This window comes from Streptomyces capitiformicae (genome assembly GCF_002214185.1).
In the GTDB taxonomy this organism is placed as follows: domain Bacteria; phylum Actinomycetota; class Actinomycetes; order Streptomycetales; family Streptomycetaceae; genus Streptomyces; species Streptomyces capitiformicae.
On the sequence record NZ_CP022161.1, the window covers coordinates 1,329,193 to 1,354,200 of the forward strand.

The following is a 25,008-nucleotide window of genomic DNA, read 5'->3' on the forward strand; positions in this document are numbered from 1 at the left end:
CAAGCCCCGCGACCCCGATCTGAGCCGAAGGACAGGACCTTGGGGAGGGCAACGTGGCGCATACCGCCATGTCTGGTGACGGAACGACCGCCGGCGACGATCCACTCCAGACCGCGGTATGGCGGCTGCGCTCACGCGCCTGCTGGGCCGACGCGGCCGCGCTGCTCGAACCCGACACTCCACAGGCCTCGCTCCAGCGGACCACGCTGCTCGTCGAGCGCTGTCTCTACACCGAGCAGGGCTGGGAGGAGGCCGAGGACGCGCTGCGTACGGCCGAGGCGCAGGCCCGCAGTGACGACGAGCGGGGCGCGGCGGCCTGTGAGCGCGGCCAGTTGGCGTACGCGTCAACGCTGCTCGGCGTACGCGACCGGGCGGACGAGGCACGCGCCGCTCTGGGCCGCGCCGCCGCCCTGATCGCCCCCGGCGCGCCCGGCCGGGCCCTGCTCGACTTCCGCCGTGGTCTGCTCGCCGAGAACCTGGCCCACTCCCCCCAGGCCGCCCGCGCCGCCTACCGCCGCGCCCATGCCGGCGCCGCCGCCCACGGCGACCTGCTCCTGCAGTCCTTCACCTGGCGCCATCTCGCCGGACTCGCCCTGCGCGACGGCGAGCTGACCGAGGCCCGACATGGTTTCGCCGAATCCCTCCGCATCCGCGAGGAGTTGGGTTACCTCGTCGGCACGGCCCCCGCCCTGGCCTCCCTCGCCGACACGGAGTCCGAACCCGAAGCCTCCCGCCTCCGCGAGGAGGCCCGCCGCCTGTTCCGCCTGTTGGGCGGCGTCCCCACCTGGCTGGCCAGGCAATTGGCACCACCGGCGGCGACGGCGTGAGGAGCGCCCCGCAGGGGGCGCGGGGCTGTACTTGATGTGCGGCTCCGCCGCCTGGGCGCGACCAGCCACTCACAACCGCCGACCGCCCACGAACAACAGCCCCGAGGGCGCTAAACCAAACCCCCCAGCGGCGCCCCGAAATGCTTCTGCACCAACAACTCCACGGCCTCAAGATCCCCCGCGGTCAACGCATCGACCAACGCGATGTGCTCCTCCGCATCCGCCATCAACTCCCCACGCCCCCCACTCACAGGCCCGGCATGGAGCGGCAGTTGAGCACGCCGGTGAAGATCATCGGCAACCTGCACCAACTGTTCGTTGCCCGCCAGCCCGAGAATCCCCCGATGAAAGACGCGATCGGCCTCACCGTAGGTCGCCCGGCACCCGGCGGACGCCGCCCGCGCCGTCTCCTCGGCGAGCGGCCGCAACTCGGCCCAGCTGTCGGCCGGCAGCGTCCGCGCGAGCCGCAGAATCACCGGCACCTGGAGCAACGCCCGTACCTCCGCGAGCTCGGCCAGCTCGCGGGCACCGCGCCGTACGACACGGAACCCCCGGTTGGGCACGACCTCGACCGCGCCCTCGATGGCCAGTTGCTGCATGGCCTCACGGACCGGCGTGGCGGAGACCCCGAACCGCTCGCCGAGCGCGGGAGCCGAGTACACCTCACCGGGTGTCAGGTCCCCGGTGGCGAGTGCGGCCCGCAGCGCGTCGAGGATCTGACCGCGCACGGAGGCCCGCTGCACGACCGGCCGCCCCTGCGCCCGAGCCCCCTGGGGCATGGGGATCGGCGTCTCGCTGTGGGTGTGCTCACCCCTCGCGGCGTCGGCATCGGTCTCGGGGGCCAGGTCGCGCCGTACCGCACCCCTGCCGTCCACGGTGACGCCCCGCCCCCGTCCCTGGTCCACGTCGGCGGCGCCGGGCTGCGCGGGCACTCGATAGGCCGCAGCGGCTTGGCGCGGTCCGGCCTGGTCCACGGGTCCTCCTCCGAGCCGAGTCGGATGTCGAGTAGGTCAAGCAGGTCAAGCAGGTCGTAGATCGAGTACGCCGAGTAGTACACGGAGGCGCGTAGGTCACTACTGGGGTTGTTACCGGTCGTAAAGCACCATAGGCGCACATGCTTTCAGTTCAAACCTCGACGACCAGGGGTAAGGTAAGCCTTACTTGGCAGTGATGGTGAAACGGCGGTCTCGGCACGCCCCTCTCAGCACCGGCTCCGGCGCCCGGTTCGCGCACGTCGCCCGTGACGGCGGCGTACGACCGGCTGACCGAGGTGTGCTGCCCGTGATGAGCGTGACAGAACTCTCACCCACCGCTCCATTGCCCGAAGGTGAGGGGTGGGTCTCCGCCGCCGGACTCGCGGCGGCCGGCGCGAAGCTGGACGCGTTCCTCGCGTGGGACGAGGCCCAGATCCTCCGGGACCACGGCCAGAAGGGGCGCCCGGACGTCGTGGCGACGTTCGGACTGCACCGGTACTCCTGGTACGCCTGTCTGCTCTTCACGGTCCCCTGGTTCCTGGAGCGCCGGGTGCCGCGGTTCCCCGTCGAGCACGTCGCGTTCCATCGTGAGCAGAGCCGCCTGGTGGTAAGCGGCGAAACGTTCAGCTGCCTGCCGGGCGATCCGGCGGCCGACGAGCCGGGGGCGAGGGTGGTGCCGGACGAGGAGGCACTGCGTGCGGAAGTGCGGGCGGCGTTCGCCGAGCACATAGAGCCGGTTCTCGGCGGTTTCGGACCGCGTATGCGGCGGCGCGGGCGGGCGCTGTGGGGCATGGCGACGGACGAGGTGGTCGAGGGCATCTGATACGTCGCCGAACTCCTCGGCCCCGACGAGCAGGAGCGATGCCGGGGCGAGCTGGAGTTGCTGCTGCCGGGCGCGACCAAGCCGTACGTGGGCGCCGCGGGCTTCCGTGAACTGACCGGCCCCGGCGGCGAGTCGGTGCCCACCCGGGACCGGGCGAGCTGCTGCATGTTCTACACGCTGGCCCCGGAGGACACCTGCGTCACCTGCCCGCGCACCTGCGAGGCGGAGCGGATCGCCAGACTCACGGCGCCGGCCGCCGGTTGACGGTCCCTCGCGACACCGCCCGGCGTCAGGCCGGACGGCGTCGCGCGGAACGCCCCCTCGGCGATCGCCCGCGGCATGTCCCGTAAGATCAACTCCGGGTGGGAACCTCGTCGGGTTACAGGTGGTTCACAACTTCCTCACTTGCCGCAGGAACTTTCCGTGGAACCACTCGAACGGGTAACCTCACTCGCACTCAACTCCCGTCCCTCGCGCGGTAGTTCGAGCAGAATGCCGTCATGCGTCACTCATTGCACTTCTTTGGCGGTCTCTTGCCCCGAAACCCCCTGAGGGCCGCGAGGATTGGGCCACTATGGCGGGCGTTACGCCCTATCCCAATGCAAGGGACCCCTGATGAGATTGACCGACATATCGCTGAACTGGCTGCTTCCGGGCGCCGTACTGCTCCTGGGCATGCTGGCGGCGGTGGCGGTGCTCGCGCGCGGCAAGCGCTCCGGGGAGCACGCTAAGACCGAGGACTCGTGGGAGCGCAGTGAGGAGCGCCGCAGACGCAAAGAGGCCCTCTACGGCACCGCCTCCTACATCCTCCTCTTCTGCTGTGCCGCGGTCGCCGCCGCGCTCTCCTTCCGCGGCCTGGTCGGCTTCGGCGAACAGAACCTGGGCCTCACCAAGGGGTGGCAGTACCTGGTTCCGTTCGGCCTGGACGGCGCCGCCATGTTCTGTTCGGTGCTCGCGGTGCGCGAGGCCAGCCACGGCGACGCGGCCCTCGGCTCCCGCATACTCGTGTGGACGTTCGCGGGTGCGGCGGCGTGGTTCAACTGGGTGCACGCGCCCAGGGGTATCGGCCACGACGGCGCCCCGCAGTTCTTCGCCGGCATGTCCCTGTCCGCCGCGGTGCTCTTCGACCGCGCGCTCAAGCAGACCCGCCGGGCGGCGCTGCGCGAGCAGGGCCTGGTGCCGCGTCCACTGCCGCAGATCCGCGTCGTCCGCTGGCTGCGGGCCCCGCGCGAGACGTACAAGGCCTGGTCGCTCATGCTGCTGGAGGGTGTGCGCAGCCTGGACGAGGCGGTCGACGAGGTGCGTGAGGACAAGCGCATCAAGGAGGAGAACCGCTCGCGCAAGCGGGAGGCGGAGCGCCTGGAGCGTGCCCATCTGAAGGCCATCAGCCGTGGCCACCGGGGTCTTCCCGGTCGTGGCGGTGGCGGTGGCGGTGGCCAGCGCCAGGTGGACACCACCGTGGAGCGTGTCCCGGCCCAGGCGGTCTCGGAGCCTGCCATATCGACGCCGGAGCAGCTGCCCGTACGTACCCGTCCCTCCCTGCAGCCCGTACGCAATGGTTCCGACAAGTCCATCACGGTCGATCTGACCGCGGAGGACGACACCATGGCCCTGCCGCGGCTCGACTCCCTGGAGCGCAAGCTCAAGGACCTGGAGCAGCAGTTCGGCTGATGGACTGATCCGGTCCGGTCCGGACCGATCCGGACCACACCATTGGACAGGGGCGCGGCTCATGCCGCGCCCCTGTCCGTTGCCGTGCCCGCATCGCTTTCGCGCATCTACTTCCTCTACGTCCCCTACGTCAGTCCGCCGTCCAGGTCGAACCACACCGCCTTGCCCACCCCGTGCGCCCGAACGCCCCAGGCATCGGCGAGGGACTGTACGAGGAGGAGGCCGCGTCCACTGGTGCCGTCGTCGGCGTTCGGCACCCGGAGCTTGGGCCTGCGTCCCACGAAGTCCCGTACCTCCACGTGGAGTCCGCGCCGCGAGACGGTGGCGGTCAGCACCGCGTCGTCGTCGGTGTGGATGAGCGCGTTGGTGACCAGCTCACTGGTGAGCAGTTCCGCTATCTCCGCCATCTCCGATCTCCCCGGCCGCCCCCATTGCCGTAACAGCTCCCGCAGGGCTCTACGGGCCTCGGGCACCGCCCGGAGATCCGCCCGCCCCAGTCTGCGCCTGAGCTGCCCGGCACCGGCCTGATCCGTCACATCGCCGGTCGCTTCCTCCGCCTCCTGTGCCGAGAAGGCCCCGATCGCCATGGGACCGCCCTCTCGTGCCTGCCTCTTCATGACCCCCGCCCACGCGCCGATGACGATTCCCCTCCTGCTCGAACACGTACACGGGGATCCATGCCCCGTCCGGAACGCGGCACTCATGTCGAATCGTCAAACGACCCTCCGTACGCTTTCAAACGCACAGGGTCAAGCCAGCTACCGGCACCTTGCGAGAGCGCTTCCCCTCCCGGACACCCGGTGCCGGGCACCGCACTGCGCGGTCATGCACCGGACCTACGACCGCCGGGCCCGACACTCCACACAGGGCTGCCGACCCGGCCGTATACAAGTCATACGCAAGTCATACGCCAAGGAGACACGTCCGCCGAACGGATACGGCCATCGCGCAGCGGACGGGTCACTCAGTCAAATACCTGCCCCATACCTGCCCCATACCTGCCCCACACGTGTCCAATACGGGTCCGAACCGGTCACTCGGGCCGCTGATGGACATTGGCCTGAATCGCGCGCTGGTTCAGGCCAATGTCGTGGCCGACGCGAAGTGTTGACGCTCGTCGCTGGTTCGGTCACGCCTCCCACACGGCCGCGGCCGTACGGTCGTCCGCGTATCCCTTGACCCTGACCTGGGCGTCAGCGAGGAACGCGGCGAGTCCGGGGGGCTCCGCGCTCCCCCAGCGCGCCGCCAGGTGCTCGGCGAGCGGGGCCTCAGCGCGCAGCGGCTCGGCGAGACCGCCGGTGCACAGCAGCAGGACGTCGCCCTCGCGGGCCACGGACGCCCGGAAGCGGAAGGGTTCGCGAGGCGGTGCCGGGGCGGGTTCGTACGGGCTCGGCGGTGTCGTGATGCCGAGGTCCATGGTGAGACGGTCGCCCTCGGGTGTCTCGTGCGGCAGCGAGCCGAAGCCGACCACCGGGGCGCCCGCCGTGTCGGCGACCCGTGGCTCTATGTCCTGCCACTCCCCGCCCCGCAGCCGGAACAGTCCGCCAGTGCCGACGCCGAAGAACACGCGGGTACGGCACTGGGGGTCGGCCGGGAGCAGCAGACAGCGCAGGCTCACCGTGTACTCCTCCGGGTCGAAGCCCTGTTCCACGGCGCTGGCGCGGAGTCTGCCGAGGCTGCGGTCGGTGAGCCGGTGCAGCCCCGACTTCAGGTCGCCGCGCCGGGCCGCCCGGATGTCCTCCGCCAGCCGCGTGTGGCTGCGCCCGATCGCTCCACCGATCCAGCGGCACGCCTCGGCCGCCGCGCGATGGGCCCCCGGAGTGGCCCGAGCACCGGTCGCCATGGCCACGAGCACGAGGGCCTGCTCGCCCGCGCCGAAGCGGGCGGTCAGCAGGGAGTCCCGGCGCGGCTCGCCCCGGTAGCGCGCCGAGTCCCCGCGCAGGGAGGCCGCCCGCAGTGTGCACGCCCCGTAGCGCGCCCCGTCCAGCACGGTGTCCGCGACCAGGTCACCGAGGTCGTCCGGGTCCGCCACGGGCAGCGCGGTCGGCTCGGGGTCATAGGTGGGCGGTCCGGAGCCCACGTAGTCGACCCGCACCTCCTGGCTGCCCGTGACCAGGGTGATCTCCTCCGCCTTGAGGATGGGGAGGTCCTGCTGGGTGGGCGGCCGGGCGTCGGAGGGTTCTGCGGAGGCGGGGCCTGGCAGAGCGTCCGCGGGGGGCGGGAGTTCGGAGGGCGGCTCCGCCGAGCGGCTCGGCGCGGACGGGACGGCATCGGACGGCGACGTCGTGGCCGGACGCGCCCAGGGGGCCAAGGGCCGTGCCGGGCCGGACTGCCTGGGTGGCGGGGGCGTGTGATCGGCGGGCGCGTCGCTGGGCGGCCGGGCTCCGGGGACCTGGTCCGTGGGCGCCTGGGTGGGTGTACGGCGCTGGGGTACGGCCGCCCGGAAGCCGGGCGGGGTCGGCCCGGGCGGGAAGGCGCGGGGGCCGGGCGGATGCGCGGGGGGCGGCTCCCAGGGAGCGGGCTGGGGGGTGAGGCCACTGCGTCGGAGGGCGTCGGTGGTGGGGGCGGGGGGCGCGTCGGGGGCGGAATCCGATGCCGGGTCCGGATTCCGGTCCCGGTCCCGGTCCGATGCCGGGTCCGGGTCGGAATCGGAGTCGGGGTCGGAGTCGGGATCGGGGTCGGGGTCGGAGTCGGGAGGGCTGCCCGGGTGGCCGGCTCCGTCGGCTCCACCGGGTGGGCCCTGCGAGGGCACCCGGTCCGCGAGGGGCCCCGAGGCGCCGGCTGTGGGGCCGGAGGTGCCCGACGACAAGTCTGCCCCTGTGGCCGGCGCACCCGATGGGCCCGGCCTTTCCGGCGCCGCTCCCCAGTTGCCCGGTGGTTCCGACGGAGTCCTCGGCGGCTTCCCCACCGTGCCCGCCGCCGAGGCGAAGCGGTCGTCGAGGGAATCGGCCGCGACCGAGGGGCCCGTGTCCCCCTTGTCGTCGTCGTACAACTGCCGCCACCAGTCGTCCTCGTGACCGGTCGGCCTCTCCCCCTGCTGGCTCATGCCCCTAATTGTCCACCTCAGGAGCCGTATGAAAACGGGGCATCCGGAAAATCGGGCCGCGGAGCCGACGACCCCACGGCGTGTCGGACTACACGTCGAACTCCGGTACGACACAAGGGAGTCGAGGTACGGGAGGTTCCTCCGGGTCTCCTCCGAGTTCTACGCTCCCGGGTTCGGGCGGTGCAGGACCGCCGGGCGGTGCCACCCCCCAGGAGAAACCGCCCGGCGGCGCCGGGGCGACCGGAGCGCGGTGCGCCTCGGCCGGTCGCCCCGAGTGTGGGGCATGTTCCTGGGATTCCGCTGTGTGTCCCGGCATGACCTGCGCGTTCTCCCACCGTCCGGCACTCTGGGCAGATGGGAGCGTGGGAACTCCTGCTGGTCGGTGTGGTGCTGCTGCTCGGCCTGTGCGGAGTACTGGTGCCCGGCGTACCGGGGTCCTGGCTCGTGTGGGCCGCGGTCATGTGGTGGGCCCTGGAGGAGCCCCAGCCGGTCGCCTGGTGGGTACTCGTGGGCACCACCTCGGTCCTGCTCCTGTCGCGTGCGGTCCGCTGGGGTCTGCCTCCCCGACGGCTGGAGGAGAGCGGCGCCACCCCCCGAATGGCGGTCTACGCCGGTGTCGGCGCCGTCCTGGGCTTCGTCCTCGTCCCGGTGCTCGGCGCGATTCCCGGTTTCGTCGGCGGCATCTACCTCGCCGAGCGGCTGCGGCTCGGCCGACACGGCGAGGCGGTGGCCGCCGTACGCATGGCGATGCGCTCGGGGGGCTCGAGTGTGCTGGCGGAACTGGTCGCGTGTCTGCTGGTCGCGGGGGCGTGGGTGGGAGCGGTGCTCGGGAACTGAGGAGTCCCACGCCAACCTCCCCCACCGCCACCGTCACCCCCTCAGTCGAACGCCTCGACATACTCCTGCGCCGGCCCCAGCTCAGGCCGGTCCCGCAGCTCCAGGGTTCCCCCGAGTCGTTCCGGTTCGAGGACGGTCACGGTGTTCTCGCCCGCGTGCAGCAGCGGTGCCGGGCAGTACAGGGTGACCTGTGGGCCGATCTCCCAGTGGCGGCCGAGAAGGAAGCCGTTGGCCCAGACGAGGCCGCGGCCGGACCCCGGTAGTGCGAAGCAGGTGTCCGCGGGCGTGTCGACCTGGAACGTCGCGACGGCGAACCCCGCTCGGGCGAGCGGGGGGCCGGCGGCGATGGCGTCGGTCAGCTCGGTGCCGGACCACTCCCGCAGTGCGACCGGCGTGCTCTCCCACCGTTCCTGGGGACTGAGCGGGAGTGATCCCAGTCAGCCGCACGCCCCGAACGGTCTTGGACGCTCCCCCGGACTTCGTCCGGGGGGACCCCCAGCCGCGGGGGTGCGCGGTGTGCAGGACCATGCCCGCGTCCAGGCCGAGTCGCTCGAAGGAGGCGGGGCGCGGGGCGGTCGTGGTCGGGGCCGGTACGGCGCGGAGGCCGGGGAGGAGGTCGGCGCGGTGGACGAGCGGGACGTGGGCCGGTGGCAGCGTCGGCATCGTTCGAGTTGTGGCGGTGGGACGCCGGAAGCGGCCGATGGGTCACCTTCGCGACCCGCGACACCGGCATCGGCATCGGCATCGGCATCGGCATCGGCATCGGCATCGGCATCGGCATCGGCATCGGCATCGGCATCGGCATCGGCATCGGGCACGATCTCACCGTCACCGGTCTTCGGCAGTGTCACGACCTCCCGGCTCCGGGTGGCGCTCACCGGGCGGATCGCGACGGAGCGGTACACACCGACGCTGACGGAGATCGCCGTGTACCGGAGTACGTGACGGGCCACTTCTCGGGAGGCCCGGCCATCCGGCTCAGTCGGCCCGGAGTACGCCCTCCAGACCGAGGAGCCGGCGCTTGCGGTCGAGGCCTCCCGCGTATCCCGTGAGCGACCCGTCCGCGCCGATCACCCGGTGACACGGGCGGACGATGAGCAGCGGGTTGGCGCCGATCGCGCCGCCGACGGCCCGAACGGCGGCCCTGGGAGCGCCGATACGGGCGGCGATGGCTCCGTACGTGGTGGTCGCGCCGTACGGAACGTCGTCGAGCGCGGCCCAGACCCGCTGCCGGAAGTCGGTGCCCTCGCCGCTCAACTCCAGCCGGAACTCCTTGAGTTCCCCGGCGAAGTAGGCGGCGAGCTGTTCCTCGACCTCCCGGAAGGCCATCGCTTCCCGTCTCCACTCCGGCTTCGGAACACGACCGCCCTTCTGCCCCGGTACGGAGAGGGAGGTCAGGGCTCCGAACTCATCAGCGGTGAGGAGGAGTTCCCCGAGCGGACTGCTGATGGTGGTGAAGGTCCTCGTGGTACTCACGACAAGACTCCTTGCTACGACTCGTTTGCCGAACTGAGGTGTTGGAGGGCGTACGACCGCCACGGCCGCCAGGTGTCCGGGACGTCCTCGCCCGCTGCCGCCACGTCCGGGTCGCCGAGGGCCCGGGTCCGGATCGCGGCGACGGTACGGGCGTCCATGCCGGGCAGCCCGAGCAGTGCCGCCTGGGTGTCGTCCCGGTCGGCGCCGACGTCGAGGCTCGGGGTGCCGTCGGCGAGGGCGGTGGCGAGGGCGCCGAGCGGGCCGGTCGTCCCGGCCAGCGCGGCCGGTTCCGGGAACAGGTGCGTGAGCGTCCCCTCCGGAGCGTCCAGCGCCTTGCCGTACGCCCGCACAAGCCGCTCGGCCTCCTCCCGGCCCACGAGGGCGCGTACGGCGAACTCCTCGGGGTCGGCCGTGCCCGGCACCCGCAGCCCGGGCCGGGCGGCGACGAGCGGAGCGAGGCGCGGATCGGCCCCGAGGCGCTCGTCCACGGCGTACGGGTCGGCGTCGAGGTCGAACAGTCGGCGAAGCCGCTGCACGGCGGTGGTGAGGTCACGCGGATCGGTGAGCCGGAGACGGGCGTCGAGCCAGCCACCGGAATGGCTGTGGGGTCGCTGTCGGCCGCCCGGCCGTTCGTCGACCGCGACGATTCCGGTGCCGTACGGCAGTCGCAGGGCGCGTCGGTAGGTGCGGCGGCCTCGGTCACCGCTGACCTCCTCGATCCCGGTGACCGCCTCGGCGGCGAGGACGTCGAAGAGGGCGGTGGCCTGGTACGGCCCCCGGTGGGAGAGCCGCAGTGGGATGCCGACGGCCAGCGTGGCAGCGCTCGGGGCCGATCCGCGCCGGTGGGCGGCGGCGCGCAGGCCGGTGGGGGTCCTGGCGTACACCGCCCGGATCGTGTCGTTGAACTGCCGCACACTGGCGAAGCCGGCCGCGAACGCGATCTCCGTGACCGGCAGTGACGTGGTCTGCAGCAGCACGCGCGCGGTGTGCGCGCGCTGAGCGCGGGCCAGTGCGACGGGGCCGGCGCCGACCTCGGCGGTGAGCTGCCGCTGGACCTGGCGTGCGCTGTAGCCCAGCCGGACGGCCAGGCCCGCGACACCCTCCCGGTCGACGACGCCGTCCCCGATCAGCCGCATGGCCCGGCCGACCGCGTCCGCCCGGACGTTCCACTCGGCCGAGCCCGGAACGGCGTCCGGTCGGCACCGGCGGCAGGCCCGGAAGCCGGCGCCCTGCGCGGCGGCGGCCGTGGCGTAGAACCGTACGTTCTCCCGCTTCGGCGTCACCGCCGGGCAGCTGGGCCGGCAGTAGATCCCCGTCGTCTCGACAGCGAAGAAGAACTCCCCGTCGAACCGCCCGTCCCTACTCCGCACGGCCTCGTACCTGGTGTTCTCGTCCTCCATACGTCCAGTCTCGACCACGGCCGGGGGTGTGGCTGGCGGGAATCGGACACGACGTCCGCTCCGTCGTATGTGCGGGTGGGTGGGGGGTGCTCGCGCAGTTCCCCGCGCCCCTGAAGGGGCGCGGGGAACTGCGCGACAAGCCACGATCTACGCCCAGTGGCCCCGCTTCGCCTCCATCGCGGCCTTCCCCTCAGCCCCCCTCCGCTTCCACTCCTTCCGGATCTCCGCCCGCAACCGGGCGTCGCTCTTCGCCACGATCCGCTGGTTCTCCCGCAGCAGCTTCCGGTAGCTCTCCAGCCGCCGTACGGGCAACACCCCCGACTCGACGGCGGCCAGCACCGCACATCCCGGCTCGGCCACATGCCCGCAGTCGTGGAACCGGCACTCCCCCGCCAGCTCCTCGATCTCGGCGAACACCTGCCCGACCCCGGTCTCGGCATCCCAGAGGCCGACCCCCCGCAAGCCGGGTGTGTCGATGACAACCCCACCGCCGGGCAGGGCGAGAAGGTTGCGTGTGGTCGTGGTGTGCCGCCCCTTGCCGTCGACGTCACGCGTGGCGTTGACGTGCATGACGTCCTCGCCGAGCAACGCGTTGGCGAGGGTCGACTTGCCCGCACCGGACTGCCCGAGCAGCACGGACGTGCCGCCGGCGAGCACCGCGGCGAGGACATCGAGGCCGTCCCCGCGCGCGGAACTGATGGTCAGCACCGGCACCCCGGGGGCCACCGTCTCCACGTCCTGGACAAGATGCGCCAGCGTCGCCGCGTCCGGCACGAGATCGGCCTTGGTGAGCACGACCACGGGCTGCGCCCCGGACTCCCAGGCCAGCGCGAGGAACCGTTCGGCTCGGTTGAGTTCGAGCTCCACGGCGAGAGATACGGCGACGACCGCGTGATCGACGTTGGCCGCGAGGATCTGTCCCTCGGCGCGTTTGGAGGAGGTGGAGCGCACGAAGGCGCTGCGGCGGGGCAGATACGTGCGTACGTAGCGCGGGTCGCCCGCGGGTTCGACGGCGACCCAGTCGCCGGTGCAGACGACGCGCAGCGGATCGTGGGGCGTGACGAACGCGGTGTCCGCCCGCAGGACGCCGTCGGCGGTGACGACGTCGCACTGCCCTCGGTCGACCCGGACGACACGGCCTGGCAGGAGACCCTGCTCGCCGTACGGAGCGAACTCCGACTCCCAGTCCGCATCCCAGCCATACGGGGCGAGCGGGTGTGACGAAGCCGAACTCGAAAAAGAAGAGGAAGACAAGGGGTGACCCTTCACATGGGTGGCCCCGGCACCGCGTACTCGGACGCGGGAAGAAAGCAGGTGAGGTCAGCCGGCGGCCACAGAGGTGGACTTGACGAACTTCCGGATGCGGGCAACGCCCATCGCAACGACAGTCATCGGTCAACACCTCCCAGGTCACACGCAGCGGACAGCGGCGGCACGGAACAGCCGCTCGAACGAACACGACCCTAGCCACCCTGCCCGACGATGCACCAGCGATTTTTCAGCGCAGCACCTCGGCGTGGCGAAGTCGCACGAACCCGCCTGGTCTGTCGGCCGGATCGCGGGCGGCCACACCAAGAGCTCAAGGCGGCGAGGGGGGCGGTCAGCCGTCGATCGGGCGGAGAGGGTCGTCGACGCGGCTTGTCGCCAGCCACTGCTCGACGGCGGTGATGTGAACGGTCGCGGCGGAGACCGCGAGCAGCGCGTCGCGTGTCTGGAGCGCGCGGAGGATGTCCTCGTGGTCCTGGTGGGCACTGTCCAGCGCGTCACGGATGCGGCTGCCTCGGACGATGCGTACCCGTTGGGTGCGGGTGGAGAGCACCTGCAGGAGCATGGAGAGCACCGGGTTGCCGACGGCTTCGGCGATGCGCAGGTGGAAGGCGATGTCGTGGGCGACGAAGTCCTCGACGGTGGCGGCGGAGCGGCACCGGTCGAGGATGTCGCGGAGTTCCTTCAGGTCGTGCGGTCGCAGCAGGGCCGCGGCCAGTCCGGTCGCCTGGGGTTCGAGCAGTCTGCGTACTTGGAGCAACTGCAGGGCGGCACGTCCTTGGGAGACGTCCGCCGCGAAGGACAGCGTTTCGAGGAGAAGGTGGGGCTCCAGGCTGGAGACATAGGTGCCGTCGCCCTGCCGGCTGACCAGGATGCGCATGGCGGTCAGGGCCCGCACGGCTTCGCGCAGCGAGTTGCGGGAGAGGCCGAGTTGTCGGGCGAGGACGTCCTCCTTGGGCAGGCGGGAGCCGGGTGCGAGTTCGCCGGCGACGATCATCGCCTTGATCTTGGCCATCGCCTCGTCCGTCAGTGCCATGCCACGAGGGTGCCTCTCTGTGTGGGGGGTGCGTAGGGGCCGTCGTGCTCCGCCCGGTCCTCGTCCGGGCGCCGGGCGGAGCCGCCGCGAGCCGGCCTCTACTCCTGTTTCTCGCCGGAGGCGAAGCGGGAGATGATCAGGGCGACGATGATGATCGCGCCGTTGAGGAACTGGTTCCACAGGGGCGGTACACCCGCCAGAGTCATGACGTTGACGACCAGTTGGAGGGTGAGGACGCCGGTGAGGGCGCCGAAGACGGATCCCTTGCCGCCGTTGAGGCTGACCCCGCCGATGACGGTCGCGGCGAAGACCTGGAAGATCCAGCCGCTGCCCTGGGTGGCGGAGATGGAGCCGTAGTGTCCGCTGTAGAGGATGCCGGCGAACGGGGCGAGCAGGCTGCCGGTGATCAGCACCACCCAGACGGTCCGGTCGACGCGGGATCCCCGCGGTGCGGGCGGCCTCCGCGTCGCCGCCGATCGCGTACAGCGCGCGGCCGTGCCGAAGCCATGCCAGCACGCTGCCGCCCCCCGCGAACAGCAGCGCGCAGATCCAGATGGCGGCCGGGACGCCCAGCCAGGAGGCCTATTTTCTGTGCAGCAGGGCGGCAACGAGGGTGGCCGTGCACAGCTGCCGGCCGGCCTGTCGGCCACCCTCGAATTCAGGCATGCCACCGGGGTGGCGCCAGTCAGTCGACTGGGCTGAACGTCCACAGCAGGTTGGTGCTCTGCTGCCACGTCCACTGCTTGGTCACGGACCCTGAGGCGACTCTTCCACCGCCGTCGAGGACCAGTCCCGTGCTGCGGTTGGCGATCGAGTACTGGCCTTGGCCGCGGTGGGTGATCCGCCACTGTTGGGTGTTACTGCCGTCCCATGCCTTCTGCCGGGCCGGGTCACCGTTGCTGGTGGCGCCCCAGCCGTCGGCGACCATGCCGTTGGTGCGGTTGACGAGCCTGTAGTACCCGTTGCCGAGTTCGATTGCCTGCCACTGGAGATTGGTGTGGTTTATCGGCTCCCACTGCTTCAGGTTCGAGCCGCTGGCGACATTGCCGCCGCTGTCCAGCGCCAAGCGGCTCGTGACATTGGTCAGGCGGTAGTACTTGTCGGGCCTGAACGTCACCTTGAGGGATCTGATCACGTCGTTGTTGCCGGTCGCCACAAGGTCGGGGGTGTTCGAGGTGAACGTCCAGGCGGTGCCGGTGAAGTTGTCGCCGGAGTAGCCCGTCACCTGGAAGCCGTCGGGTACCAGGATGGACGAGGCCATGGCGGGCCCCAGGCCGGCGGCGGACAGCTGGGAGGAGGTGTAGCCGCCCAACGGCAGAACGGCGCTGGTGCCTTGGTAGTTGACGTTCTGGAACACCGCCGCGGAAACCCTGATGGGCATGCCCTGGACCTCGACGCACACCACAGAGACGCTGGCGTCCGGCGCGGTGGCCGGCACGGTGACGTCGATGGTGCCGCCGCTGACGGTGTACGGGAGCGAGGCCGAGGGGTTGTTCAGCAGATAGACGCGGCGGATCGGGTTGTCGAGCGCCGGGATCCGCAGCTGGCCGTTCGTGGGCCAGGCGAAGACATGGGCGAAGAGCTTGCCGTTCTTCTTGGTGACCTTCCCCCATGCGGGTTCGGTGGCGAACGGGCTGCCGCTGGTCCCGTGAATGCTGTCGCTGTACGTCGACATCCATGAGGCCAGGCCGTTCAGGACGGACTCCGTTCCGGCGGTGACCAAGCCCTCACCCGTGGGGCCGATGTTCAACAGATAGTTGCCGTCCCGGGATACCACCGTGACGAGTTCCCGGACGAGGTCCTTCAAGGGTCTGTAGCGGGTCTCGAAGCCCGCGTTGTAACCCCAGGAGCCGTTCATGGTGGCGCACTTCTCCCACTGCCGGTCCATCGGCTTGGCGGGTACCCCGAACTCCGCGACCGCGTAGTCGCCGAGACCGAGGTCCCGCTTGACCCGTTCGTTGACGATGAGGCCGGGCTTGCGGGCGATCAGCCAGTTGTAGAGGCCGACGCCGTCCGATTTCAGCCACCAGTCCTCCAGGGTGGGGCTGGAAGGCTCGCCGGACCAGTCGCCGTCGAACCACAGCAGCGCCGGGTCGTAGCGGTCCAGCAGTTCCTGGAGCTGTGCCTTCATGTCGGCGATGTAGGCGGTGCGGGCGGCCTGCGAGGACATCGTGGTGAGACCGCCCTCGTGACGCTCGGTCTGTGAAGGATGGTTCCAGTCGAGTATCGAGTAGTACAGGCAGAACTTGATCCCCCGGCTCTCGCACTCCCTCTTGAGGTCCCCGAGCAGGTCGGTCTGGACGCCGCTGTAGTCGTGCAGGTTGTACAGCTTGCTGCCGGTGGTGTCGGTGAAGCTCGCCACGTCGGAATTCCACATCGCGTAGCCCTCGTGGTGCTTGGCGGTGATCACGAGGTACTTCATGCCGGCGTTCTTGGCCAGTTCGGCGATGGTGGCTGCGTTGAACTGGGTCGGGTTGAACTTCTGGCTGACCTGGGTCTGGTAGCTCGCCTTGCTCCACCGCTGTTGGGCAAACGCCCACTCGCCCTGGCCGAGCTGCGAGTAGGACCCGAAGTGGATGAACATCCCGAACCTGGCCTGGTACCACCAGTCCATCTTCGAGGGGACGGTGTACGCCTCGGCGGTGGAGGGCCACAGTGCCTGCGGCAGCCCGAAGGCCGCCACTCCTCCGGCAAGGGCGGCGGCCTTCATCAGAGAGCGTCTGCTGAGGGGAGCAGAGGACATGGTGCGGCTCCATGTGTCAAGGGGAGGGGTGACAGGGCATCAGGAGCGGAACGCCGTCATGGCGGCCGTTCTCCGCGTCGCCCCATAAGAAGACATCGGATGGATTTATAGGAGCACGACGGTGTCCGCGTCTATAGCTGAGACGAGATTCGCCCAAAACAGGGAAACAGGCACGTGATTCCTAGAGGCGTGCTGAGCCCGAAAGATCACCCAGTGTTCGAGTGGATTGCCATACATGGGATCTATTGTGCTGGCCTTCCCCGCGGAGCTCATCGTCAGGGCGGCCGCGGTCTGCTCCTGGTCGCCCAGCTCGCGCAGCGCTGGAGTACGCGGCACGCCCGCGAAGGAAGGGTCAGTTCGTCGTAGGACCGGGCAGCCGCCTTGGCGAGCGCCTTGGCGATGACCGGGTGAGGATCGGCTCCGCGCCACCCGGCGGCGGCTTCGAGCTTGTAGTCGGTACGGGCGTCGAGCAGCAAAGTCAAGGTGGTGGCGCCAACGCTGTCCCACGAGTACCGGAAGACCATGACGTCCGCGGGCCGGCTGGCGAAGGCCTCACGCAGGACACGCCGCTCCGGCGTGCCGAACCGGGTGACATGGACGCCCTCGACGAAGTCCAGGGCCCGCTGGTAGTCGACGAAGATGCGCGGCGTGCGCGTGTCGAACCCCCTGCCTTCAACCGATAGGCGCGGTAGGCCGTGCTGTTGGTGATCCGGAAGGTGCGGGTCTCGCCGCGGCAGGCGAAGGGCGCGCCGGGGTTCTGCGTGTCGAGGGTCACCCAGGCCCGTCCGCCCTGCGACGCCTGGAGCGCCCGTCGGCGGGGGTCGTCCTGCGGACGATCCGCGAGAGCAGGTCTTGACGACCCGGGCGGGACAGCGTCTGCGGTCCGCATCATCGGGATCGCTCGGCGCGCCGTTGCCCTCCTGTCCCGCTCGCAGTTGGCGACGGCAGCCGGACGGGCTGCCGTGCGCGGTGGTCTCACCCTGGCGGGGGCACACGTCCCCCCGTCAACCGATTGATCCGCCCGATCAATCCGCCGTCTCGCACTCACGCCCGTTCAGCGTGAAGTCCTCCGGTGCCGAGTTGTCGTCGTTGTCCCAGGCCCCCAGGAAACCGACGCCGAAGGTGCCGCCCTCGGTGATCGTCGCGTTGTAGTCGGCGGCGGTGGCCACGACGCGGGAGCCGTCCTGTTCGAACGTGCCGTCCCACATCTGGGTGAGGCGCTGGCCGTCGCCGTAGGACCAGCCGATGCTCCAGCCGTCGAGCGCCTCGGTGGAGGTGACGGTGACGGCGGCCTGGAAGCCGCCCGGCCACTGGTTCACGATCTGGTAGCGGACATGGCAGGTGGCGGAGGACGACCTGCCGGGGTCGACCGGCTCGTGCGAGACCCGGGCCGGGGTCGAGGAGTCGCCCTGCGGCTGCTTGTTGTCGCCGTAGTCGCCGTCGTCGTCCTTGTCACCCCGGTCGTCGTCGGAGCCGGTCTCCTCGGGCCGCGACGTGCTCTGCATGTCGGAGGACCCGCCGGACGGGGAGGGCTGCGCCGAGGGGACGGAGGAGTCCCGCTGCACCACCGACGTCTCGCCGGCCGCCGCGCCCTCGGCGACGGTCTCGTCGTCACCGAAGGGCATGAGAGAGACGGCGAGCGCGAGGACGGAGACGAGGCCGACCCCGACCAGCAGCCCGTTGCGGCCGAGCCGCGGCCTCGGTTCCCTGCCCGGCGAGAGTCCCCGGTCGGTGCCGGTGGAGTCGGCGCGCCCGGGGAGGAGGCCCGCCTCGGCCGCGCGACGGCGGCGCTCCAGGTAGGCGAGTCCGCCCCAGCCGATCACACCGCCGGCGAGGGCGGCGGGCAGTCCGCCGCCGTGCAGCCCGAGGCAGCCCGCGGCCTCGGCGCAGTCCACGCACGTGGCGAGGTGCCGCGACAGGTCATCGGGGGTCTCGGTGCCGGGCGAACGGGTGATCGCGTCCAGCAGCCGGGCGTAGCTGTGGCAGTCGGTGTCGACGGGCGTGTCGAACTGGTTGCGGTGGCACCGGTCCCTGAACAGCGTCCGCACCTGGTCGAGTTCGGCCTTGGCGACCGCCGGGTCGAGGCCGAGCCGGCGGGCCACCGAGGACAGCGGCAGCGACTCGACCTCGGCCAGCCACAGCAGGGCGGCGTCGGGCTCCTGCATGTCCCTGAGAGCGCGCAGGGCGAGGGGCCGGTGCAGCGGCGGACCGGTGTAGCGCGCGGCCTTGTCCGAGTTGAGCCAGAGGCGCAGGTCGGGGTCGAGCCGGTGGCCCTGCCCGTCCGCCTCCCAGGCGGCGGCGCTGATTCTGACCCAGGTCAGCAGGAACGGTATGCGGGGCAGCCGTAAGGCCCGCCGCCCGGCGGCACGCCCGGTCCCCGTCTCGTTCTCCAGGGCGTGCGCCTCGTGCATACCGTTGGTGAAGGCCTCGGTGGCCAGTTGTGTCGCCGCGATGGAACCGGACGTGCACAGATCGGCGTAGGAAAGGACCGCGTCCCAGCACTCCGAGAACAACGCGGCTTCGGCGGCGTCCTGAGGCTTCGGCAGGTCAGGCATGAGTCTCCTGCATCCACAGAGCGAGAACGAGGGGGGAGTTCACAGGAAGGCCAACTGCTCCCTTTTTGAAGGGAGTTGGGGGGACCATCTTGTGGCAGCCCAGAGCTTTTCACGGTTCCCACACAACTGACAAGCCACGTCTTCAAATGCGGTTACCGCCGGTCGCGCTGCCGAGATATACGTACGCCGAGCCCAATCGACTCACCCGTCACAGGAGTTACTTGACGGAAACCTCCTCAGTGACATCGGAGACGTCCTCGGCCGCCGGGAGGCTGTCCATGAAGGAGCTGACGGAGAACACCGCGCGGCCGGGCCCGGGCGGGCCGTAGCCGGGCGGGGACGACAGTCCGAACTCGTCCATCGTCGCGCGGTACGCCTCCAGCAGGCGGATGTGGTACTCCAGGGGCGCGCCCTGCGGGTTGGCCTTGCCGAGCGGGGTCGTGGGCTCCGGGCACCAGGTGGTGAAGCGCGGGGTGATCCCGTGCGACATGAAGAAGCGCAGCCCCTCCGTCGTCGACGCGATGGCCTCGTCCACCGTCGTGAACCCGAACGGCTCGGCCATCTCCACGCCCGCCACGAAGTTGGGGATCACATTGCGTGCGCCGAACACGCCCGCCGAGTCCAGGATGCGCCTGTGCCACTCGTCGCGGCCGACGTAACGTTCCTTGCCCGGGCAGTACAGCTCGAACAGGCGGCGGTCCCAGACCTCGTAGTTCGGGTGGTAGATCTTCACGCCGTAGTCGTGGAACCGCTTGACGTCGTCCAGCGGCAGCGCCTGGGCGACGACCTTGCCGATCCAGCGGTTCGGGAAGCGCTCCTCGATGGCCTTGGCGTAGTGACCGTAGAAGTCGGCCTCGTCCCGGCCCGCGACCGTCTTGGTGATCGCGCCGCCGGTGAGCGTGTACGCGGTGGACGTCTTCGCCGTGTCGTACCGGTCGATGATCTCCAATGCCTCAAGGACCTCGTCGACGTCCTTGACCCCGGTGTACGGCCGTCCCGCCGCCTTGTGCTGGCGCCAGTTGTGGTTGATGTCGCAGTACTGGCACTCCTCCTTGGCGCCGAAGTACTGGCAGACGCGGAAGACCGTGAGGTAGATGAGGTAGCCCCACTGAATGGTCGGGGCCACCTCCATCACGGACTTCCCGTTGGAGAGCGTGTGCCGGTAGTACTCGGGCATGGGCGGAACGCCGACGTCCGCGATGCGCCGGCCGTCGAGGTACAGCCCGAGGAGCCCCTCTTCATCGGCGGCCACCCGATACGGCGACGACGGATTGACCCGTACGGAGACGACCGTGCGCCGCAGGTCGTACGGGCCACCGGTGAGGATGATCTCCTCCGGCGGGCGGCGCAGGGCGGCCTCGCCGAGCTCGGGGAGGGTGCCGTGGTCGAAGGAGAAGATGAAGTACGACTTCGGCTTGACCTCGCCGTTCTCGTTGTCGCTCAGCGCGGAGGCGTCGAAGGCCACGCCGCCCCTGAGCAGGTCCTCCTTGAAGACGGCTTCCCGAGGCACGTGCGGGAACCTCTCCATCAGGTCCTCCACCAGCGCGGTGCGGCTGTCACCCATCCCGTTCTCTCCTCGCTCCCGACGTCGCGCGGGGATCACCCGCGCGCATCTCCCCACGGTATGCCTCCGGCCGGCGCCTTCGAGCCCGGGGGTGGGGGTGCGTCGGCGGGTGCGGGTGAGTGGGGGCTGGTCGCGCAGTTCCCCGCGCCCCTTAACAGCATGGGTCGCGCCCGGTGCTTTTAAGGCGCGGGGAACTGCGCGAGCAACCACGAATCACCCGCACCCGCCGACGCACCATCCCGACCGAGCTGGAAGGCGTGACGGGTCGAAGGGGCGGCAGCCCTTGGGGATGGGACGGGTAGGGGCGGCGGGGGCGAGAAAAGGCCCGGCTCAGTCCTGCGCGGCGTAGTACCAGAACTCCACCTCGGTCAGGTTGCACCGCCCGTTGTGGGCGTCGTGGAGGCGGAGCAAGGGGTACTCGGCGGTGTTCGGCAGGGTGGCCTCGTACCAGGCCCCGTCGGTGGTCGCGCCGATGATGGACACGGTCCCCGGCGGACGGCACCTCCACCTCGTACGCCCGCTGCGACTCGGAGGTCATGTCCCGGCAGGTGGGCGGCGTCGGCCGCGCAAGGAGGCGTTCGTTACGCGATGCGTTCCAGTGTGGCCCGATCGATCGCGTACGCCAACTGCCGCCCGGCCGCGAGCCGTTCGGCCTCTTCGGTGACCGCGAGGCCGAGGCGGGAGACCTCGTTGCCCTGGGAACCGGCCAGGTGGGGGGTGACGAAGGCGCCCGGGAGGTCGAGGAGCGGGGAGTCGGCGGGCAGCGGTTCGGGGTCGGTGACGTCGAGGATCGCGCTGAGGCGGCCGGCTCGCAGTTCGTCGATCAGGGCGTCGTGGTCGACGAGCGCGCCGCGCGCGGTGTTGATGAGGACGGACCCGTCGGGCATCAGGGCGAGTTCGCGGCGGCCGATGAGGCGGTGGGTCTCGGGGGTGTCCGGGGCGTGGACGGTCACGATGTCGGAGGTGGCGAGGAGGTCGTCCAACGGCAGGAGGGGGACGCCGAGGGCGGCGGCCCCGGCCTCGTCGACGTACGGGTCGGTGAGGCTCGCGCGCAGGTCGAAGGGGCGGAGCAGTTCGATGAGGCGGCGGCCGATGCGGGAGGCGCCGATGACTCCGACGCGGCGCCCGTGGTTGCCGATGCCGGGGACGAATCCCCAGCCGGGGTGGACTCGCTCGGCCCGGAGCCGGTCGCGGGATTTGAGGATGTCCTTGCCGGCGAGCAGGATCATGGCCAGCGTGTATTCGGCGACGGGCACGGCGTTGGCGTCGGCCGCCGTGGAGACGGCGATCCCGCGCTCCCAGACGGCCGGGGCGACGAACCCCTTCACCGAGCCCGCCGAGTGCAGGATCGCCCGCAGCTTGGGCGCCGCGTCGAGGACCGCCTCGTCCAGCCGGGGGCACCCCCATCCGGTGACCAGTACCTCGGCCTCGGCGAGAGCCTCCCGGAACCGGGGGCCGGCGAAATCCTCGGTGCTCTCGACGACCAGAGCGGGATCGATGTCCACGGCGTCCCGCAGCCGGTCCAGCACGTCCCGCGGGAAGATCTGGGGAACGTTCTCGGCAGTCATCGCGAACAGCGCGCGGGGACGCTCGGGCAAGGAAGTGGCCTTCCAGCAGGGAGGATTGGCAGTCGACAACCGGTCTCTACCGTAGGCAGGCGCGCGTGGGACGGTCAATGGACCGTTCCATGGGACGTACGCCGCCATGGAGGATGGCCCGGACAGCCACCGGCTACGGCTACGGCTACGGCAATCGCGCGCGGATCGCGGATCGTGGAGGGACACCACGCATGACCACCGAGACCCTGACCAACTGGGCCCGGAACATCACGTACACCGCCAAGAAACTGCACCGGCCGCACTCGCTCGACGCGTTGCGGGCGCTGGTCGCGGGCAGTGAGAGGGTGCGGGTGCTCGGCAGCGGGCACTCCTTCAACGAGATCGCCGAGCCCGGCGCCGGCGGCGTCCTGCTCTCCCTGGCCGCGCTGCCGCCGGTGATCGAGGTGGACACGGCGGCCCGTACGGTACGGGTCGGGGGCGGTGTCCGGTACGCCGAACTCGCCCGCGCGGTCCACGCCCACGGCCTCGCCCTGCACAACATGGCCTCCCTCCCGCACATCTCCGTGGCGGGCTCGGTGGCAACCGGTACCCATGGGTCGGGCGACGGCAACGGACCGCTCGCGGCGGCTGTGCGCGAGGTCGAACTGGTCACGGCGGACGGTACGACGCTGACGTCGGCCCGTGGCGACGACCGCTTCGGCGGCGCTGTGACGTCACTCGGCGCCCTGGGCGTGGTCACCGCGCTCACGCTCGATCTGGAGCCGGGGTTCCAGGTGAGCCAGCACGTGTTCGGCCAACTGCCCCTCGACAGGCTGGACTTCGCCGCCATGTCCGCGTCGGCGTACAGCGTGAGCCTCTTCAGCCGCTGGCGGCACTCCGGGTTCGACCAGGTCTGGGTCAAGCGGCGGACCGACCAGGCGCCGCTCGACTTCCCGTGGGCGGCACCGGCGACCGAGGCCATGCACCCGGTGCCGGGCATGCCTGCCGTGAACTGCACCGAGCAGTTCGGGGTGCCCGGACCGTGGCACGAGCGGCTGCCGCACTTCCGGGCGGAGTTCACGCCGAGCAACGGGGACGAGTTGCAGTCGGAGTACCTGCTGCCAAGGGCTCACGCCATGGCCGCGTTGCGGGAGCTGGACCGGATACGGGAGGTGGTGGCGCCCGTGCTGCAGGTCTGCGAGGTTCGTACGGTGGCCGCGGACGAGCAGTGGCTCAGCCCCGCGTATGGACGGGACACCGTCGCGCTGCACTTCACCTGGGTCGCGGACACGGCGGCGGTGTTGCCTGTGGTGGGGCGGGTCGAGGAGGTGCTGGCGCCGTTCGAGGCTCGGCCGCATTGGGGGAAGGTGTTCACTGTTCCGGCAGGCACACTGCGTGGGCTGTACCCCCGGCTGGGTGATTTCGGGAAGCTGGCCGATGCGGTGGATCCGATGGGCAAGTTCCGCAATGCCTTCGTACGGGATGTGCTCGGCGTGTGAGCGCCCCGCGGCGGAGCCGCGGTCGGACATCGCTGTCGGGGCGCTCCTGCTGGCCGGGACTTTATAAAGCCCCTTTTCTAACCCCTTGTCGAAAGGCCTTGTCGAAAGCACTTGGGCGCCATAGCCTTGCGCCGCGCCGGGGCAACAAGGCCTCGCCATGTCCTGGAGGGATAGAGGCACTGTGTCGCCGGTGAAGCGCACATCACGCGATATTCGCACCGCGAACCGCTACGAGGTGCTGCGCCAGATCATCGCCGAGTCGCCCACGTCCCGGCAGGAGCTGGCGGCGGCCACCGGGTTGAGTCTGGCGACGGTCGCGACGCTGGTCGGGGAGTTGCTCGATCTGCGGCTGATCACGGAGGTCGGGTTCGAGGACTCGGCCGGCGGGCGTCCCCGCGGGCTCGTGGCCGTCAACACGTCGGGGGGCGCGTTGATCGGCGTGGACATCGCGGAGACGTACGTCCGTGTCGAGCTCTTCGACCTCGCGCTGACCGTGCTGGCCCGCGCCGACGAGGACATGCGCCCCGGTGAGAGCCGGCCGGAGCAGGTCGTCGGGCATGTGGCGGCGGCCGTCGGCTCGGTGGTCACGCAGGCCGGGGTCGAGGGCGCCCGGGTGCTCGGTGTCGGGGTGAGCGTGCCGGGTCAGGTGGACCGGGAGGGCGGGGTGTCGGAGTACGCCCCGAACTGGGACTGGCACGACGTCCCGCTGCTCGATCTGCTCACCGAGCACATCGCGTATCCGCTGTACCTGGACAATCCGCTGCGGGCCTGCGCGGTCGCCGAGCTGTGGTTCGGTGCGGCCCGGGGCCGCGGCGACGCCGTGGTCGTCAATCTCGGTACGGGTGTCGGCGCCGGGCTGGTGCTCGGCGGCGGGCTGCACCGGGGGGTCAGCAACAGCGCCGGCGAGTGGGGGCACACCACGCTCGTGCTGGACGGGCGGCTGTGCCACTGCGGCAACCACGGGTGCGTCGAGACGTATGTCGGGGCGCCCGGGATCATGCTGCATCTGCGGGAGTTGAGTCCGCAGAGCACGCTGCTGCACCCGGAGGACCAGACCGCCACTATCGATGCGCTGGCCCGGGGAGTCGCCGACCGGGATCCGGTCGCCGTCAAGGTGGTCCGCGACACGGCCCGTTATCTGGGCGCCGGTATCGCGGACCTCGTCAATCTGCTCAATCCCGAAGTGGTCGTGCTCAGCAGCTGGGTCGCGGCCACGCTCGGCGAACCGCTCCTCACCGAGGTGCGGGAGGCCGTGGCCCGGCACGCGCTGCGCCGCCCGCTGGCCGCCGCCGAGATCGTCCTGTCCCCCATCCCCACCGACCCGGTGTGCCTGGGAGCGGCGACTTTCGCCCTCGAGGGGGCGCTCTCCTCGATCAGTCAACGACCTGCCAAACGCACCACCTACACCAGGGGCCGTACCGCACGGCCTTCGTGACGGCGGAAGGAATGCACGGCCGGAAGGCATGCATGTCGACCCGCGGCGGAGGTCTCCCCCATGAGCCGAGGGCCGCCCGACCCTGACCCGGCGACCCTCTCCCCAGCCTTCACTCTCCGCTCCAACTCCCGTGCAGCGCATGGACGTTCGGGACCCCGAACCGAGTACAACGCTTCGAGCAGACTTCGTCCAACCCCTTGCCGAAGCCTTAGTCAAAGGTTTAACGTCCCGCACCGCAAGCCTCTTTGAGCCCATGAGCCATCTGGATCTGAGCCACAGAACCGTCGAGGCACAGGGCCGCAGCCGTACTCGAGACAA

General features: G+C 70.7%; 18 protein-coding genes and 4 pseudogenes. 6 read left to right on the forward strand and 16 right to left on the reverse strand.

The annotated features are described in order from the left end of the window. Positions 1-53: 53 nt before the first annotated feature. On the forward strand, positions 54-827 hold the full coding sequence (locus tag CES90_RS05990; RefSeq protein ID WP_189780308.1) for a hypothetical protein: 774 nt from the start codon (positions 54-56) through the stop codon (positions 825-827). Between the two features lie 110 nt (positions 828-937). Here the strand turns inward: CES90_RS05990 and CES90_RS05995 are convergent, their stop codons facing one another. Continuing rightward, positions 938-1,801, reverse strand: coding sequence for a GntR family transcriptional regulator (locus CES90_RS05995; protein WP_229913522.1), 864 nt, complete (start codon positions 1,799-1,801; stop codon positions 938-940). Between the two features lie 266 nt (positions 1,802-2,067). On the opposite strand from CES90_RS05995, the pseudogene CES90_RS06000 reads away from it, so the two are divergent. Both CES90_RS06000 and CES90_RS06005 read left to right on the forward strand, forming a co-directional pair. Then, a pseudogene (locus tag CES90_RS06000) lies at positions 2,068-2,888 on the forward strand ((2Fe-2S)-binding protein). A gap of 351 nt (positions 2,889-3,239) precedes the next feature. Next, on the forward strand, positions 3,240-4,295 hold the full coding sequence (locus CES90_RS06005) for a DUF2637 domain-containing protein (protein WP_189780309.1): 1,056 nt from the start codon (positions 3,240-3,242) through the stop codon (positions 4,293-4,295). A 125-nt stretch (positions 4,296-4,420) separates the two neighbouring features. Here CES90_RS06005 and CES90_RS06010 read toward each other — a convergent pair whose 3' ends face one another. Both CES90_RS06010 and CES90_RS06015 read right to left on the reverse strand, forming a co-directional pair. Beyond that, positions 4,421-4,882, reverse strand: coding sequence for an ATP-binding protein (locus CES90_RS06010; protein WP_189780310.1), 462 nt, complete (start codon positions 4,880-4,882; stop codon positions 4,421-4,423). 542 nt (positions 4,883-5,424) lie between these two features. After that, on the reverse strand, positions 5,425-7,341 hold the full coding sequence (locus tag CES90_RS06015) for a protein phosphatase 2C domain-containing protein (protein ID WP_189780311.1): 1,917 nt from the start codon (positions 7,339-7,341) through the stop codon (positions 5,425-5,427). A 354-nt stretch (positions 7,342-7,695) separates the two neighbouring features. Between CES90_RS06015 and CES90_RS06020 the strand changes: the two genes are divergently transcribed. After that, on the forward strand, positions 7,696-8,178 hold the full coding sequence (locus CES90_RS06020) for a DUF456 domain-containing protein (RefSeq protein WP_189780312.1): 483 nt from the start codon (positions 7,696-7,698) through the stop codon (positions 8,176-8,178). A 203-nt stretch (positions 8,179-8,381) separates the two neighbouring features. Here CES90_RS06020 and CES90_RS51565 read toward each other — a convergent pair. The 13 genes and pseudogenes from CES90_RS51565 to CES90_RS06080 form a co-directional block, all read right to left on the reverse strand. Next, positions 8,382-8,615: pseudogene (locus tag CES90_RS51565) on the reverse strand (hypothetical protein); the annotation flags it as partial. 541 nt (positions 8,616-9,156) lie between these two features. After that, the gene (locus tag CES90_RS06030; RefSeq protein WP_189780314.1) at positions 9,157-9,654 is read right to left on the reverse strand and encodes a methylated-DNA--[protein]-cysteine S-methyltransferase; all 498 of its coding nucleotides are present in this window, start codon (positions 9,652-9,654) and stop codon (positions 9,157-9,159) included. A 14-nt stretch (positions 9,655-9,668) separates the two neighbouring features. Continuing rightward, positions 9,669-11,054: a DNA-3-methyladenine glycosylase 2 family protein gene (locus tag CES90_RS06035; RefSeq protein WP_189780315.1), complete on the reverse strand. Its 1,386-nt coding sequence runs from the start codon at positions 11,052-11,054 to the stop codon at positions 9,669-9,671. 147 nt (positions 11,055-11,201) lie between these two features. Then, entirely contained in the window at positions 11,202-12,308 is a 1,107-nt protein-coding gene (rsgA, locus tag CES90_RS06040) for a ribosome small subunit-dependent GTPase A (protein ID WP_189780316.1), read from the reverse strand. 346 nt (positions 12,309-12,654) lie between these two features. Further along, complete coding sequence (locus CES90_RS06045) at positions 12,655-13,356, reverse strand: FadR/GntR family transcriptional regulator (protein WP_189780317.1); 702 nt, start codon at positions 13,354-13,356, stop codon at positions 12,655-12,657. A 98-nt stretch (positions 13,357-13,454) separates the two neighbouring features. Beyond that, a pseudogene (locus CES90_RS06050) lies at positions 13,455-13,938 on the reverse strand (ABC transporter permease); the annotation flags it as partial. 103 nt (positions 13,939-14,041) lie between these two features. After that, complete coding sequence (locus CES90_RS06055; protein WP_189780318.1) at positions 14,042-16,099, reverse strand: alpha-L-fucosidase; 2,058 nt, start codon at positions 16,097-16,099, stop codon at positions 14,042-14,044. A gap of 275 nt (positions 16,100-16,374) precedes the next feature. Continuing rightward, entirely contained in the window at positions 16,375-16,581 is a 207-nt protein-coding gene (locus CES90_RS49335) for a hypothetical protein (protein ID WP_229913569.1), read from the reverse strand. 30 nt (positions 16,582-16,611) lie between these two features. After that, positions 16,612-17,094 (reverse strand): annotated as a pseudogene (locus CES90_RS06060) (glycoside hydrolase N-terminal domain-containing protein); the annotation flags it as partial. Positions 17,095-17,124: 30 nt separating this feature from the next. Then, positions 17,125-18,654: a cellulose-binding domain-containing protein gene (locus CES90_RS06065; RefSeq protein WP_189780319.1), complete on the reverse strand. Its 1,530-nt coding sequence runs from the start codon at positions 18,652-18,654 to the stop codon at positions 17,125-17,127. 217 nt (positions 18,655-18,871) lie between these two features. After that, complete coding sequence (locus CES90_RS06070) at positions 18,872-20,218, reverse strand: radical SAM protein (RefSeq protein ID WP_189780320.1); 1,347 nt, start codon at positions 20,216-20,218, stop codon at positions 18,872-18,874. Between the two features lie 330 nt (positions 20,219-20,548). Beyond that, positions 20,549-20,701, reverse strand: a complete 153-nt coding sequence (locus tag CES90_RS06075) for a hypothetical protein (protein ID WP_189780321.1) — start codon at positions 20,699-20,701, stop codon at positions 20,549-20,551. A gap of 98 nt (positions 20,702-20,799) precedes the next feature. After that, positions 20,800-21,816 carry a hydroxyacid dehydrogenase gene (locus CES90_RS06080; protein WP_189780322.1) on the reverse strand — a complete coding sequence of 339 codons (1,017 nt, stop codon included), beginning with the start codon at positions 21,814-21,816 and terminating at the stop codon, positions 20,800-20,802. A 191-nt stretch (positions 21,817-22,007) separates the two neighbouring features. On the opposite strand from CES90_RS06080, the gene CES90_RS06085 reads away from it, so the two are divergent. Beyond that, positions 22,008-23,255, forward strand: coding sequence for an FAD-binding protein (locus CES90_RS06085; protein ID WP_189780323.1), 1,248 nt, complete (start codon positions 22,008-22,010; stop codon positions 23,253-23,255). 157 nt (positions 23,256-23,412) lie between these two features. Then, entirely contained in the window at positions 23,413-24,690 is a 1,278-nt protein-coding gene (locus CES90_RS06090) for an ROK family transcriptional regulator (protein WP_189780324.1), read from the forward strand. Positions 24,691-25,008: the final 318 nt, after the last annotated feature.

What these genes read in the sequence shown, in the direction of transcription:
- CES90_RS06005 (WP_189780309.1), top strand. Translation starts at nt 3,240, where the DNA reads ATGAGATTGACCGACATATCGCTGAACTGGCTGCTTCCGGGCGCCGTA.
- CES90_RS06010 (WP_189780310.1), bottom strand. Translation starts at nt 4,882, where the DNA reads ATGGCGATCGGGGCCTTCTCGGCACAGGAGGCGGAGGAAGCGACCGGC.
- CES90_RS06015 (WP_189780311.1), bottom strand. Translation starts at nt 7,341, where the DNA reads ATGAGCCAGCAGGGGGAGAGGCCGACCGGTCACGAGGACGACTGGTGG.
- CES90_RS06020 (WP_189780312.1), top strand. Translation starts at nt 7,696, where the DNA reads ATGGGAGCGTGGGAACTCCTGCTGGTCGGTGTGGTGCTGCTGCTCGGC.
- CES90_RS06035 (WP_189780315.1), bottom strand. Translation starts at nt 11,054, where the DNA reads ATGGAGGACGAGAACACCAGGTACGAGGCCGTGCGGAGTAGGGACGGG.
- CES90_RS06045 (WP_189780317.1), bottom strand. Translation starts at nt 13,356, where the DNA reads ATGGCACTGACGGACGAGGCGATGGCCAAGATCAAGGCGATGATCGTC.
- CES90_RS06055 (WP_189780318.1), bottom strand. Translation starts at nt 16,099, where the DNA reads ATGTCCTCTGCTCCCCTCAGCAGACGCTCTCTGATGAAGGCCGCCGCC.
- CES90_RS06065 (WP_189780319.1), bottom strand. Translation starts at nt 18,654, where the DNA reads ATGCCTGACCTGCCGAAGCCTCAGGACGCCGCCGAAGCCGCGTTGTTC.
- CES90_RS06070 (WP_189780320.1), bottom strand. Translation starts at nt 20,218, where the DNA reads ATGGGTGACAGCCGCACCGCGCTGGTGGAGGACCTGATGGAGAGGTTC.
- CES90_RS06085 (WP_189780323.1), top strand. Translation starts at nt 22,008, where the DNA reads ATGACCACCGAGACCCTGACCAACTGGGCCCGGAACATCACGTACACC.
- CES90_RS06090 (WP_189780324.1), top strand. Translation starts at nt 23,413, where the DNA reads ATGTCCTGGAGGGATAGAGGCACTGTGTCGCCGGTGAAGCGCACATCA.